General features: G+C 63.1%; 14 protein-coding genes. 4 read left to right on the forward strand and 10 right to left on the reverse strand.

Annotated features, from left to right (window positions below; translation table 11 throughout):
* Window positions 1-214: 214 nt before the first annotated feature.
* From ABXS05_RS32485 to ABXS05_RS32520, 8 genes are all read right to left on the reverse strand, one after another.
* Complete coding sequence (locus tag ABXS05_RS32485; RefSeq protein WP_367626758.1) at window positions 215-1,846, reverse strand: molecular chaperone GroEL; 1,632 nt, start codon at window positions 1,844-1,846, stop codon at window positions 215-217.
* A 59-nt stretch (window positions 1,847-1,905) separates the two neighbouring features.
* Complete coding sequence (locus ABXS05_RS32490; protein WP_367626759.1) at window positions 1,906-2,712, reverse strand: iron-sulfur cluster assembly protein; 807 nt, start codon at window positions 2,710-2,712, stop codon at window positions 1,906-1,908.
* An 8-nt stretch (window positions 2,713-2,720) separates the two neighbouring features.
* The gene (locus ABXS05_RS32495; protein WP_068297695.1) at window positions 2,721-3,743 is read right to left on the reverse strand and encodes an amidohydrolase family protein; all 1,023 of its coding nucleotides are present in this window, start codon (window positions 3,741-3,743) and stop codon (window positions 2,721-2,723) included.
* A 340-nt stretch (window positions 3,744-4,083) separates the two neighbouring features.
* Window positions 4,084-5,160, reverse strand: coding sequence for an NAD(P)-dependent alcohol dehydrogenase (locus ABXS05_RS32500; RefSeq protein ID WP_311943324.1), 1,077 nt, complete (start codon window positions 5,158-5,160; stop codon window positions 4,084-4,086).
* An 81-nt stretch (window positions 5,161-5,241) separates the two neighbouring features.
* On the reverse strand, window positions 5,242-5,610 hold the full coding sequence (locus ABXS05_RS32505) for an MmoB/DmpM family protein (RefSeq protein ID WP_149250175.1): 369 nt from the start codon (window positions 5,608-5,610) through the stop codon (window positions 5,242-5,244).
* Between the two features lie 33 nt (window positions 5,611-5,643).
* On the reverse strand, window positions 5,644-6,702 hold the full coding sequence (locus ABXS05_RS32510) for an aromatic/alkene monooxygenase hydroxylase subunit beta (protein WP_311943326.1): 1,059 nt from the start codon (window positions 6,700-6,702) through the stop codon (window positions 5,644-5,646).
* Between the two features lie 53 nt (window positions 6,703-6,755).
* The gene (locus ABXS05_RS32515; RefSeq protein ID WP_311943328.1) at window positions 6,756-7,820 is read right to left on the reverse strand and encodes an NADH:ubiquinone reductase (Na(+)-transporting) subunit F; all 1,065 of its coding nucleotides are present in this window, start codon (window positions 7,818-7,820) and stop codon (window positions 6,756-6,758) included.
* Between the two features lie 104 nt (window positions 7,821-7,924).
* Window positions 7,925-9,598, reverse strand: coding sequence for an aromatic/alkene/methane monooxygenase hydroxylase/oxygenase subunit alpha (locus tag ABXS05_RS32520; RefSeq protein WP_376717757.1), 1,674 nt, complete (start codon window positions 9,596-9,598; stop codon window positions 7,925-7,927).
* Between the two features lie 520 nt (window positions 9,599-10,118).
* On the opposite strand from ABXS05_RS32520, the gene ABXS05_RS32525 reads away from it, so the two are divergent.
* The 4 genes from ABXS05_RS32525 to ABXS05_RS32540 are packed head-to-tail and all read left to right on the forward strand — an operon-like array spanning window position 10,119 to window position 12,251.
* Window positions 10,119-10,595, forward strand: a complete 477-nt coding sequence (locus tag ABXS05_RS32525) for a hypothetical protein (protein WP_367626760.1) — start codon at window positions 10,119-10,121, stop codon at window positions 10,593-10,595.
* Window positions 10,592-10,933 (forward strand): hypothetical protein, encoded by a 342-nt coding sequence (locus ABXS05_RS32530; protein WP_311943334.1) that lies wholly within the window; start codon window positions 10,592-10,594, stop codon window positions 10,931-10,933. The genes ABXS05_RS32525 and ABXS05_RS32530 overlap by 4 nt, the downstream gene beginning before the upstream one ends.
* Window positions 10,930-12,042, forward strand: a complete 1,113-nt coding sequence (locus ABXS05_RS32535; protein WP_367626761.1) for a WD40 domain-containing protein — start codon at window positions 10,930-10,932, stop codon at window positions 12,040-12,042. The genes ABXS05_RS32530 and ABXS05_RS32535 overlap by 4 nt, the downstream gene beginning before the upstream one ends.
* A 32-nt stretch (window positions 12,043-12,074) precedes the next feature.
* Window positions 12,075-12,251 carry a hypothetical protein gene (locus ABXS05_RS32540; RefSeq protein WP_367626762.1) on the forward strand — a complete coding sequence of 59 codons (177 nt, stop codon included), beginning with the start codon at window positions 12,075-12,077 and terminating at the stop codon, window positions 12,249-12,251.
* Between the two features lie 45 nt (window positions 12,252-12,296).
* Here the strand turns inward: ABXS05_RS32540 and ABXS05_RS32545 are convergent, their stop codons facing one another.
* Together ABXS05_RS32545 and ABXS05_RS32550 are read right to left on the reverse strand one after the other, a co-directional pair.
* Entirely contained in the window at window positions 12,297-12,512 is a 216-nt protein-coding gene (locus tag ABXS05_RS32545; protein ID WP_311943339.1) for a ribbon-helix-helix domain-containing protein, read from the reverse strand.
* Between the two features lie 166 nt (window positions 12,513-12,678).
* On the reverse strand, window positions 12,679-13,731 hold the full coding sequence (locus tag ABXS05_RS32550; RefSeq protein WP_367626763.1) for an NAD(P)-dependent alcohol dehydrogenase: 1,053 nt from the start codon (window positions 13,729-13,731) through the stop codon (window positions 12,679-12,681).
* Window positions 13,732-13,878: the final 147 nt, after the last annotated feature.

Genomic DNA, 13,878 nt, shown 5'->3' on the forward strand with positions numbered 1-13,878 from the left:
GAACCTCAAAGCCGGGACGCGCCCCATGCGCTACCGGGCACTTGCCGGTGTTCGGCGTATCGCTTCCGTCCATCATTTTCTCCGTATCTGCATCGCTCGAATGGGCGCGGGCCGGCGCAAGGCCGAACCTGGCCTGCCCGGACAAAGCGTGTCGCCTTGTCCGGGGTTTCGATGTGAAAGACCCTTGTCTATTTCGCTCGGGCGGCAGCGCCGTTCAGGCGCGGCCGAGTTTTTCGGCTCCGCCCCCAAGGGCCGGGCCGGCAGTCGGGTCCTCGTCTTCGGCGAGATCACCGACCAGGGTCTCCGTCGTGAGGATCAGCTTGGCGACCGAGGCGGCATTGGTCAGGGCGGCGCAGGTGACGCGAACGGGATCGATGATGCCGGCCTCATACATGTTCTGGTATTCGCCGAGCGCGGCGTTGTAGCCGAAACCGCCATTGACGCTCGACACCTTCGCCACCACCGCCTCGGGATCCCCGCCGGCATTGGCGACGATGCGCCAGAGCGGGCGCGTCAGCACCGATTTCACCAGGCGGACGCCTGCCGCGACGTCCCCGTCGAGCCTGGCAAGCAGGGGATCGAGCACCGGCCCGATCTGGGCCAGGGCAGAGCCCCCGCCGGCGACCACGCCCTCATCGAGCGCGGCCCGTACGGCAGAAAGGGAATCCTCGATCAATTGGATGGTACGCTTCTGCTCGACCGGCGTGACGCCGCCGGCATAGAGCACGGCCGTGCCGCCGGAGAGCTTGGCGAGACGCTCGCGCAATTTGTCCTGCTCGATATTGGGCGGCGCGTTCTCGAACTGATGCTGGACCTGGGTGCGGCGCGCGGCGATCGCCGCCTTGTCGCCGCCGCCATGGATGATCGCCGTATGGGCGGCGCTCGTGCGCACCCGTTCCGCGCTGCCGAGATCGGCGGCCTCGATCTGTTCGAGCCTGCCGCCGAGATCGCGGGCGATAACGCGCCCGCCGGTGATGATGGCCAGATCCTCCAGCAGCGCCTTGCGCCAATGGCCGTACTCGGGCGGATGCACGATCAGATATTTGCCGGCGCCGCTGCGCCCGAGCAGCGTCACGACCACCTCGGGCGAGACCTCCTCGGCCACGATCAGCAGCGGCCTGCCGGCCTTGTCGGCAATCGCCCTGACAGCATCGAGCGAAGCGGGGTCCTTGATCTTGAGATCGGTCAGGAGGATCAGCGGGCGTTCCAGCACCGCCTGCATCTTCTCCACATCGGTGACCATGTGGTGGGAGATATAGCCGCGGTCGAAGGACATGCCCTCGACGACGTCGAGCGTGGTCTCGGTGGTGATGCTGAAATCGGTGGTGATGATGCCGTCGGCACCGACCTTCTCGAAAGCTTCGGCCACCAGGTTGCCGAGCCGGGCATCGGTGGCTGCGATATTGGCGACGGCCGCCAGGGCGCCATTCTCGCGAGCTGGGCGCGCGCTGGATTTCAGCGACGACACCACGGCGTTGACGGCAAGGTCTATGCCCTTCACGAGGTCGACGGCCTTGGCGCCCTGCTCGTTGGCCTCGACGCCCTTCTGGACCAGGGCATTGGCGAGGACGATGGCCGTGGTGGTGCCGTCGCCGGCGATCTCGTTGGTCTGCATCGAGACCTCGCGCACCACCTGCGCACCCATATTCTCGAAACGATCGTGCAATTCGATCTCCGAGGCGATGGAAACGCCGTCGCGCGTCACCATCGGCGTGCCGATCGGCCGGTCGATCATGGCATTCATGCCTTTGGGGCCGAGTGTCGGCTCTACGGCGGCTGCAAGCTGGTGGACGCCGCGGGCAAGGGCTCGGCGGGCGTGCGAATTGTGAAGCATCAATTTGGGCATGGCTCCTCCTTCCGCCCTGGCGGGCGGTTGTTGTCGGCCTCGGGCGGCGAGGCCTCGGTTCAGCTGTTGACGGCGGGCGCGTTCCCGGCGGCAGGTGGCACACGGTCGAGGATGAAGTCGACCAGCGTCGGTTCGCCATCCGTGAACTCGGCCTGCTTGTACCGGGTCTGCTTGAGGCCACGGCACAGGGCGCCGTTGAACTCCATGTTGATCCGCAGGCTGCGCAGGTCTCCGAGATAGGAGGCCAGCATTGCCGCGGTGAGGGGGACGCCCTCCCAGGTCCTGAAGACGCCGTCTCCCCGACCGATTTGGGGATGGCGCTCGAGCAGGGCCTGACGATAGCGCGGCTTCTGGGCCACCGCTTCCTCTCCCGCGAGCTGCGTCGCATCGAAGGCCGGCAGGTCCATGGCAAGGATGGCGTCGTCGCCGAGGCCGACCTGGCGCAATCCCAGCAGCACGGCCTCCTGCCGCCGCTTATAGGCCTTGGCACGGAACGTCTCGCGCAAGGCCGTGAGGTCGAGATCCCCGGTCATCTCCCCGAAGACCTGGCCGAAGCTCTTGCCCGCCGCGATGCCTCGATTGACCTCGTCGGCGAACATGTGATCCTGCAGCTGGATCCGATAGGCTGGCTTCCAGGACAGCGCTTCGAGCGCCTCGCGCACGCCATCGAGCATCAGGAAGGCGAAGTTGGGCGAGCACCAATAGGTGGGCAGCCTGAATTCAACCTCCACCGACGCATTGTCCAGGATCTCGGCACGTTCGACGAAGCCCATATTGGTGACGGGCTCGTCGAGTTCTGGGTCGTTGACCTCGGACAGCCGCCGCCAGAGTTCGGCCTGGCGGCGACCGCGGAGCGCAGCGCTCATCATGCGCTTCACTCCGCCGCGATCGACAGGGGCGCCTTGGCGAGAGCCGCCTTCTTGGCCGCGATGTCGATGTCGTAGAGACGTGCTGCGTTGAGGCCCAGGATCTTCTCCTTGATCTCGGGGGTGAGATCGACCCCGCGCTCGCGCTTGATGTCCTCGGGCAGTTCGAAGGCCCAGAATTTCTCGACCAGCCAGCGCGGTGTCCAGATCGCGTAGTCGGAGCCGAACAGGATCTTGTCCGGGCCGAGCCAGAACAGGAGCTCGGCGATCACCTCGGCGAAATAGCGTGGGCGCGAATGGATGAAGGGCAGGGCGACGGCAAGGCCGCCATAGACATTGGTTTCCTGCACGGCGATCCAGCAGAAATCGTCCAGGCGAGGCAGGCCGCAATGCTCGACGATCCAGTTCAGGTTCTGGAAGTCGGTAGCCGCGTCGTCGACGTCGCCCACGTTGAAGGCGTCCTTGCTGAGCGGGATGATCGTCGGGCCCTTGTGGACGTGGACGTTGCGGATGCCGAGTTTCTCGCACAGTTCGAAGCAGCGATAGGCGTTGGGATCGGTCAGCTTCCACCCGCGGGAATCCCCATGCCACTCGGCCGTGTACATCTTCACGCCCTTGATGTCGTAGGTCTCCTTCATGAAGTGGATATATTCGAGCGCGGCCTCGCCATCGCGCGGATCGAAGGAGCCGTTGACGATGAAGCGCTCGGGATAGCGCTTGGCCATCTCGGCATTGCGCTCGAGCGTGTTGAAGCCCTGCTTGTAGAAATCCTTCAGATAGGTCGACTGCACGATGGCGACATCGTCAGGACCGTCGACGAACAGGTCGCGATAGAGGTCGTCGGCGCTGTATTTCTCGAACTTCTCCTTCGGCCAGAGCTGCTCCTTGGGGCTGAGCGCCGTGTGATAGGCATAGAAGCACTCCACGAACTGCTTGCCGTGAATGTTGCGCTGGTTTTCAGGGCTGCCGTCCCAGAAATGGGTGTGGCCATCAACGACGAAAATTTCCTTGCCTTCGGGCGTGATATACATGGCTTCCTCCGTTGGTATTTCGCTCTAAGCTTTTGTTGCAACTCGATTGTTCGACTATTCCGTGAGATCAGGTTGAGGGTGCCGCGGCTCCGCGAGGCGTGTGAAGGGGTGGCAGCCGAGCCATCCGCGCGGTGCGCAACGGGCATCCCGCACATCCCTCGGATGCAGCGCCGCTGCAGGCACGGTCGTCCCGTGCCGCTTCCGCATCTTCCGGACCGGCGCTTGGCTTGCCCCTCGGCCCACCCATTCTCGCGGTCGGGATGCCGGCTTCGGAACAGGGGCCATATGAAGCATCGAGCATGGTTCTCTCTCCCATCGCTGCCGTTGCGGCATGTGTTCCTCAGGTCGTGATGGCGACCTTCAGCACGCCGTCGCGCTGATTGGCGAAGAGGTCGTAGGCCTCCTCGATCTGGTCCAGCTTGAAACGATGCGTGACCAGCCCGCCCAGATCGACCCGCCCTGAACTGACGACATCGAGCATGCGGCGCATGCGCTCCTTGCCGCCCGGGCACAGCGAGGTGCGGATCGATTTCTCGCCGAGGCCGGCGGCGAAGGCATCGAGCGGGATCTTCAGGTCCGACGAGTAGACGCCGAGGCTCGAGAGCACACCGCCGGGCCGGAGGACGCGCAGGGCGGCCTCGAAGGTTGCCTGCGTGCCGAGCGCCTCGATCGCCACGTCGACGCCGCGCCCGTCGGTCAGGCGCATGATGGCTTCGACGGGGTCCTCCTGCTTGAAATCCACCACGATGTCAGCGCCCAGGCGCTTGGCCATGGCCAGGCGGGCGGGCACCGTGTCGACGGCAATGATGGTGGTTGCGCCCATAAGCCTGGCGCCGGCCGTGGCACACAGGCCGATCGGTCCCTGCGCGAAGACGGCAACGACATCGCCGATCCGGATGCCGCCGGTTTCGGCGCCGGCAAAGCCGGTCGACATGATGTCCGGGCACATCAGAACCTGTTCGTCGCTCACCTCGTCCGGAATGGGGGCGAGATTGGCCATGGCATCGGGCACGCAAACGAACTCGGCCTGGCAGCCATCGATGGTGTTGCCGAATTTCCAGCCGCCGATGGCCTTCCAGCCATGCTTGGTACCGGCGCCGTCCTGCGAACCGCAGCCGCACAGACAGGCATGGCTCCAGCCCGAGGGGGTGATGGCGCCGGCAACGACGCGCTGTCCTTCCTTGAACCCGCGTACCGACGAGCCGAGCTTTTCGATCACGCCGACCGGTTCATGGCCGATGGTCAGGCCCTTGGCCACGGGATATTCCCCCTTCAGGATATGAACGTCCGTTCCGCAGATCGTCGTGGTCGTGACGCGGATCAGGGCATCGGCGGGGCCGATCTCGGGGATGGGCTTGTCATCGAGGACGATGCGTCCCTTCTCGACAAAGATCGCGGCCTTCATTTTGCTTGGCATGACTGGCTACTCGTTTTCGGCTCTGCATGGGCGGGAACGGGCGATACGCCGCTGCGTATCGCCCAAGACTTGCCGTCAGGCTCAGATGTATTCGAAGACCTCGTCCATGTTGCCGAACAGGATCACGGTGTTGTCGTCGACCCTGACCATGCGGCCGTAATGGGTGGAGGTATTGACTTCGAAGATCTCCGCCGTCATCTCGCGGCCGAGATATTCGCTGATCTCGTCCATCTTGAAGATGAGCTTGCCGTCGCCGTCGATGCGGATCAGCGCGGGCTGATAGGTGACGATCACACCCTCCTTCTTGCCCATGAATTCCGCGATGGCGCGGGCCTCCACCGAGTCGTTCATGGTGACCCCGCACTGATGCGAGATGGTCTGCTCGAAGGTGATGTCCTTCATCGACTTGAAGATATTGGCGTGCGAGGAATCGCGGGCTGCCGTGGACATGGTCGTTTCTCCCTTTGGATGGTTGCCGGCCGGTCAGTCGTCGAGGCCGAGTTCGCGCAGGATCTGGCCGATCCGCTCCTGCGAGACGGCGCGGACATCCTCGAACGAGACGGGCTTGGAATGCGGCATCGACCAGATCGGCTGCAGGCCCAGCGCTGCCTTGTCGGCGAGGGCGCGGTGCTTCTTCAGCCAGCCTTTGAACAGCTGACGGTTGGCCGCGGCATGCTTCTCGTCATGGGCGAGCAGGTAGATCAGGTCGATGGTATTGGCGAGATTGCGCTCATAGTCGGCTTCGGCGGCCGAGATCACCGGCGGGGTGATGAAGTCGTGGTTGGCCGCCGCCACTTGCATCAGGAAGCCCGAGCGGAAGAGTTCGCCCACGAGCGGCTCGAACACGATATTGATGGCGAAATACTGCTCCAGATAGTCTTCCGCGCCCATGATGGTCTCGATGGCTTCGCGGGTGCCCTGCCAGGCGCCGTCTTCCAGCCAGGTCTTCTTGCCGAGCTCGTCGTTCCAGCCGGGAATATCCATGCCGATCTCGGCCAGATAGAGCGTGATGTCCTGCGCCAGGCGCAGCTTGTAGGAAGAGTTGGTCAGCGTGGCGTTGTTGATCATCTGGGTGTAGCCGTAGCGCTGGGCCTGCATCAGCGAAGTGCCCAGGCCGAATTCGGCGTGCTTCCACGCACCCAGATGGTGCTGCAGGATGCTGACCCAGACCTTATCGAAGCTCTTGGGCGCGCCGGACTTGCGGCCATTGGCGATCACGCTCTGTACCATCGTCTCGATCTTGGACTGGCGTTGATAGTGGGTGCGCTCCCACTCCTGGTCGGGCGCCCGGAAGGCATGCCAGTTCGAGCTCTGCGCCAGCGTGTTGCCCTTGACATAGGCGCCATTGCCGTCGGCGAAATTGATGATCCAGTTCTGGATCAGGTAGCGCTCCGGATCGGGCTGCACGTCGACCGTGACGTCCTCGTAATGGGTGGCGCGCTGCCCCCTGGGATCGAAATAGCGGTATTTGCGGCTGTCGGAATCGGCGAAGATCGCTGCACCGGCTGCGCCGGACCCGACCGAACTCGAAATGGCAGGCATGGTATTCACTCCCTGGTTGTGGTGCGTTTCGACGATCCGCCCGAGGGCGGCTCTTAGTGGCCGGGCGAGGTTGCGCCCGACGAGGTGGTGAACTTGTCGAAGAAGATGTGCTCGACCTCGAAGCCGTTCATGAACAGCACGGGCTGCAAGGCGTCGATCATGGGGGGAGGGCCGCAGGCATAGACGTCGCCCTGCCCATCGATGGCGAGTTCCTTGAGCTTGGCGCCCACGCTCTCATGCACGAAGCCGCGTTCACCCTGCCAGGCGCCGTCTTCTCCGGCATGCGAGAGCACGGGGATGAACTGCACCTCCGGATAGCGCTCGACCAAGGCCGAGATCCGGTCGAGATGGAACAGGTCGTCCTGCGTGCGGGCGCCGTAGAAGAAGTAGACCGGCCTTTGCTCGCCGCTGGCCAGGTGGTCGTTGAGGATCGACCAGACCGGCGACATGCCCGACCCGGCGCCGACCAGGATCAGGGGTCCTTGGCGTTCTTCACGTCGGAAGCAGGTGCCATAGGGGCCGACGATGGCGACTTCGGCTCCGACCCGGATTCCGCCGGCGTCGAGTTCCCCGGAGAATCGTCCCTCAGGGTACTTCTTGATGATGAATGAGAGTTTCTGGGTTTCGTCCGGCGTATTTGCCATGGAAAACGAGCGCGTAAGCGTCTCCCCTTTTTCCGTGGTGACTGTGATGTCGACATATTGGCCGGCCCAGAATTTCATCGGGGAACTGAGCGTGATCTCGATGCCGCGAATATCGTGGGTGAGGCGTTCGATTTTCTCGATGCGGCCCTGATAGCTCTTCACGGCGATCGATTTGGACAGGACTTCCTCGTCATAGTTGAGGAGTTCGACTTCCATGTCCGAATAGGCGATCGAGCGGCACAGAAGGATGTGGCCGCTATCCTTCTCCATGTCGTTCAACGCAAAGGTCGAGTATTTCAGCATGTCGACTTCGCCGTCGAGCAGGACGCATTTGCAGGCCGAGCATTGCCCTTCCTTGCAGCCGTGCGGCAGCGCGATGCCCTGACGAAAGGCTGCGTTCAGCACGGTCTCGCCGTCCTCAACTTCGAATTCGACGCCGACGGGTTCCAGGCGCACAGTGTGGGCCACGCTCATCGGTCCTTCCTCCAAGACTGTCCCGTGCCCCCTCCCGGTGAAGAGAGGGGGCGTGATCCTTTCGCTTGCAGAAACCGTCGGGCGGCGTCCGCGAAGCGGCAGGTTCAGTGGCAGGGGTTGATGGTGAAGCCGGCGCGATACTCAGCCAGATGCTTCTCGCGATCGGCGGGAGTCATCTCACGCAGCAGCGTCAGCGGCGACAGGATGGTGTGGCCCTTGACGTCGTCGAGCGTCCACATTTCCTTGGCATCGAAGCGCAGATGCGGCTGCGGGATCAGGGTTTCGCCGTCCGAGCGCACGAAGTTGAGATCCTTCATGGCCTCGGCGAGATCCCAGCCGTGATACAGCGTCTCCCATTCGCGCTTGCCGCTGAAGCGGCCCATCGCCGGGGTCGGACGTCCCTGGTACTCGTCGGAGAAGGCCTCCACCGCCGTCCAGCGATCGAGTTCATGCGCGAAGGTGTGCAGCTTGCCGTCGATTTCGTCGACGACCATGTCCTCGCGGATCAGGCAGGGAACCAGGCAACTCCAGCAGCGATGCGGATAGACGTAGCCCACCTGTTCGTTGAAGGTGAGGATCTTCTCGCCGCGGTGGCTCAGCTTGTCGTGCCATTTCCAGAATTCGCCGAACTGTGCATACCAGCCCGGATATTTATGCTCGAACCACTCGAAGTCCTTGTCCGTCTGGGCTTCGATGCGCCAGAAATTGAGCGGCCAGCCGACGGTGAAGAACTGGGCCACCTTGTGGACGTAGAATTTCTCGGTGATGCGCTTCCAGGCTTCCTGAACGTCGTCGTGATGGATCTTGATGCCGTATTTTTCCAACGGCAGCATATAGGTGCGGTAGTAGTCCTCGAAGATCCAGCGGTGCCACATCTCCGCATAGGATTCCTTGTTCTTGTCGCGGTTGGTGGTGCCGTATTCGATGAAGGTGCCGATGGCGGCGTCGACGATGGCGTGGTTCTGCCAGAAGGCATAACGCAGGTCGCGCTCGAGCAGCAGGTGGTTTTCGGGCTCCTTGAGGGCGGCCATCAGCAGGGAGTGGCCATTGCCGATATGGCGGCTCTCGTCCGACTGCACCGAAAGGAACACGGTCGGCAGGGCATAGTCGCCATTGCGGGCGGCCTCCGAGGGCATGGCCACGAACAGCGTGTTGGTGAAGGCGGTTTCGGCGACGACGGTCAGGTACATGCAGGCCGCGGTCATGGTATCGCCGGTGATGAAACCTTCACCGAACTGGCGGCCGATCGTGGTGGCATAGCATTTGCCGAAGGCCTCTTCGGTGATGTCGAAGCCGGCCGGATCGATATAGTTCTCCATGTACCACTTCTTCAGGTTCATCTGAATGGTGGAATGGCGGAACTCGTCGACCATCTGCATGGTGAAGCCGGTGCGCAGGTCCTCGCCGGGCGCAAGCCTTGCCACCATCGCCATCGAGCGGGCGGCCGAGATTTCCGGGAAGGGGATGATGGCGAGGAAGAGTTTCATCCACTCCACCCAGCGCGGCTCGACATTGCGGAACATGTCGCCGCGCAAGGCGGCATCGAGCGCACCATAGACGCGGTTGTCCTTTTCCTCCTGCATCGGGAAATAGGAACGCAGCACCTGCTTCATCGGATCGCGCGGCGCCTTGCTGATCTTGTAATCCGTCGGGAAGGTCATCGCTTCCTGGACATAGGTCGGGTTCCAGCCGAGATCGGATATCTTCTTGGTCGCCTCGCCGACGGAAATGCCGCGCTGCGAGGTTATCTTGTTGAGCGTCAAAGACGTCATAGCCATGAGCCTCCACCAGATTGCGCCACGAACCCCCATGGTTCGGGCGGGGAGCGGCAGGTATCGCCGCCGATGAGTGCGGGCGGCCGGTTCAGGGGACATGGCGTGCCACCATCCGGCTGCTCGAGTGGATCACGGCAAAGGTGTCTGGAGTGGTTCTGAACGCCTGGTGCGCAAGGCATGCGCGCCATGGCATTCCGACCTTGGGTTCCCCATTCCTTCGTTCTTTTGGCATCGCGCCGAAACGCGATGGGCTTCTTATGGAGAATGATGCAGCAAGGACCGTGCCAACTCACGACAAGCTCTAAATTGTGCAGCTTTAGGCGCCCTGGGTAGCATCGATATTCGCATGGGTCCTATTGGTGTAACATAACGTTACAGCTGTAATTTACAAATGTAACGCTATTTATCTATTTTGATATTTAACACATTTATTGATATTATTGACGGGTGAACTTATAGACAACTTAATCTCGTGGGTTATCCTGTCGGTATTATGACAACCTAGCCATTCGGGGTCATGCCGATGTCTTCTCCCGACAATCCTCGATCGCCATCGGCTTTCGATGGGCCTGATGACAGCGAGGTCATCACGGACCTGCTGCGGCTGATGCCGCGCGACCTGATCTTTTCCATGCGCTTTCTGGGCGAAAGCCAGCTGCGCCTGCAGCGCCATTTCCACGACTTCATGATCGCCGAGCTGACATTGGCGGGGATTACGGCGGAAACCCATCCTTTGCTCCATGCCTTCGTGGAACGGCATGCCATCACGCTGCGCGATTTCGTCTTCTCGGGCGTTTCCCTGTCCCGGCAGTTTCGGGTGGAGGACATCGAACGCCTGACCGGCGACACCACCTCCCTGTTGCGTGTCGATATCTGGGACCAGCTCAGGAGCCATGTGGAAGCCGCTCAGCGCCAGTTCAAAGCCCAACTGCCGGAGCTGCCGGCCTTGTTGTCCGGCTGGGAAAAGCCCAAGGCGGCCAAGGAAGAGAGGCGACAATGACCGCAGCAAATCCCAAGCACCAGGATCTGCTGGCGCGCCGGCTCGAATTGGTTGCCGGCTTGTCCGCGCTCAATGCGCAAGCCCTCAAGCTCACCCAGCTCCTTGCCGGCCTCGAGATGGAAGTGCTGCGCCTCGAGTTGGCATTGAAGCAGGCGCCGGCTGAAGGGGAGTTGGCGCGGGAATTGCTAGACGAACTGCGAACGGCGCACGAAAGCGCCGAAGCCGAGAGCGGCCGGCAAAGCCAATGTGCCGGACGCATCAAAACAGCCGAGCAGGAAATCGAGGCGCTCGATCGCCTGCTCCAGCAGGCAATGGAGCGGGAGGGGAGGACATCATGAACCAGCAAAGCAGACAGAACCCGACGCTGTTCGACCTGCTGGGACGCTGCTGGCAGCGACCCGCACCCGTCGCGGGCGTAAACTTCGATCGGCAGGGAGGTTCCGTCGCCTTTACGACCGCCGACGGAGCCATTGCCCTTGCTCCCGTGGCAGAAACGGAGGGACCGGAGAGCCGCATCCGGGTCAGCGGGGATCTCGGGCAGATGAGGATCCTGCCGCGCACAAAGCCGCCGGCCCCCTTGACTGCGGTCGCAATGCAGGAAGGCGGTGTTCCCCTCGTCGTTCCCTTCCATGCGGGTGGCTACCTGGTCGGGACGGACGATGGTGCGGTCAGGCCGGTTTCGGTACAAGGAGAGGTGCGCGAAGATTTCTTTCGCCTTGGCGGCCCCGTCCTGGCCCTCGATCATGCGGAGCAATCGGGCGTGACCGCCGTGTCGGACGGCAACGATCTGTACCTCCTGGACCAGGCGGCAAATGCCATCGCTCGCTCGCGGCCGGTGCTTCCCATTCCGGGGGCCCTCAAATTCTCGCCCGATGGCCGGCACCTGGCGGGATTGAGTGCGGACAATCTCGTCGTCATGGCGTTGGATCCGGCCTTGACGATCCAGCTGGTGGCAACGCTGCCTTCGCGGCCGACGGGTGTCCATTGGAACCGGCAGGCCGATCGCATTGCCTGCGGTCTGGAAATCGGCGGTCTTAGCGTCGTCGATGTTCCGCTTGGTCGGACCGACACTATCCTCGACTTTCCCGCACCGGTGCAAGACCTCGCCTGGGCGGCGGACGGGCAGTTGGTGGCATCGGGGGCCTATCGCATTGCAGCCTGGGGAACGGGTGCCGAGGCCGCCAGCCAGGCTTTGCTGACCGGCCATACCGGCCTGATCCTGGTGGAAGCTGTTGCCGCACATCCCACGCGCGACCTGGTGGCGGCCGGCTATGCCGATGGCCGCATCGTGGTGGCGCGGCTCGGCGGGCGCGACGAACTCTTCGTGCGGCCGTTCGGCGCGGCCGTCACTGCGCTGGCCTGGTCGGCGGACGGGTGTCATCTCGCCGTCGGCGATGCGGAGGGCCAGGCCGCTCTCATCACCTTTCCGCCCCAGCTCTTCAAATAGGCGCAGCAGAGCGCCCATCACAGGAGGACGACATGCCGACAGAGCAGACCCGCGAGGAAGAGAGCAAGGATTTGTTCTTCCAGAAGCTGGAAACCCTCGCTCGCGAGATGATCGACACCCATGACAAGGATTTTGCCATGGGGGCGCTGATCCTGACGGCGCGCTGGATCGCCGAGGACCGGATCATCAAGGTCGCAAAGGCGAGCTGAGACGATGGGAGAGGAGGCCGGAGCGACCCGGCCTCCCTCGGAGTGTCAGCCCTCCGGCGGGATCATCCCCCGGTAGAGCAGGCAGACGGTACGCAGGAGCGAGGCGAAATTGGGAGCGGCGCCGTGGCGCTCGAGGGCCTCCTCGTAAAGCACCGAAATCAGCCGGGAGGTCGAAAGCCCTTCCCGACGGGCCATTTCGTCGAGGACCTGCCAGAACGCCTCCTCCAGCCTCACCGTCGTCGAATGCCCGGCGATACGCATCGATCGGCTCGCCTTGCGAAAATGGAGCGGGCTCTGGCTCGTGAGGACCTTGCACATGGCGCGCCCTTTCAGCCTTGACGCCGCCCTCCCGCCGCCCCGCTCGTCCGGGCGCGGCAAGGGGAGGGGCCGACCTCCACCGATCGGGAGGAGGCCGGTGCTTTTCTCGTCACGGAATGAGGACAGCGCGACCATGGATCCTGCCGGCGTTGAGATCCTGGAGAGCCTTGTTGGCATCGGCCAACCGGTATTCCACCGTGGTCAGCTCGACCAGGCCTCGATCGGCCAGGGCCATCAGTTCGACGAGCTCGGCCCAGGTTCCGACCAGATTGCCGATGATGTTCTTTTCCGTGATGACCATGTCGACGGTGGGGACCCGAATGTCCTCGCCATAGCCGACGACATAATAGCTGCCGGCCGATCGGGTCATGGCGAGGCCCTTGGCCGTCGTGCCCTTCTCGCCGACGAAGTCGATCACGGCTTCGGCGCCGGCGCCACCGGTGAGTGCGAGCACGGCCTCCACCTCGTTGCCGTCTGCTTTCACCAGCTTGTCGGCTCCGATCTTGCCCGCCAACGCCAGGGAGGCGTCGGACTTGTCGACCACGATGACGTCGGCGGCACACATGGCCTTGAGGCATTGGATGCCGATATGGCCGAGGCCGCCGGCACCGATCACCACGCAGCTCTCGCCCGGCAACAGGTGGCGCGTCGCCTTCTTGGCGGCGCGATAGGCGGTCAGGCCGGCATCGGCATAGGGCGCGACTTCCTTGGGCGCGAGCGTCTTGGGAAGCGGCACGATATTGCGCTCGGAGGTGCACAGGAACTCCGCATAGCCGCCGTTGCAGTCGAGCCCCGGAAAGCGGCCCGGGCCGTGCATGTCCATGCCGCGGCGGCAGGCCAGGCAGGTGCCGCCCGAGATCTTGGGATGGACGATGACGGGATCCCCGACCTTGATGCCTTCGACCTCCTTGCCGACCGCTTCGACCCAACCGGCATTTTCGTGCCCCATGATCAGTGGGAGCAGCTGGTCGCCGCTCGGGTCCATATGTGGGCGCCAGACGCCCTCGATGATGTGGAGATCGGTGCGGCATACACCCGCTCCGCCGATCCGCACGATGACGTCGTTCGACTTTTCGATCCTGGGATCGGGAACCTCCTGAAGATCGACCCACTGGCCGGCCCTCAGATCGTCGTCATAGCGGGTGAGCACTTGCGCCTTCATTGTCATTTCCTCCGCGAGCGCGGTCTTGTCCACGCTTCGACGGAACGGCAGCAATCCTCGTGCCAGAATGAATATATTAGGTTTTTCAAGGTGCTGCTTGAATTTCATCGAGCCGTTTGTGTCGCCAAACTGAACAGTTATGCGGGC

Origin of the sequence: Labrys neptuniae, from assembly GCF_040797145.1 — a bacterium.
GTDB lineage: Bacteria > Pseudomonadota > Alphaproteobacteria > Rhizobiales > Labraceae > Labrys > Labrys neptuniae.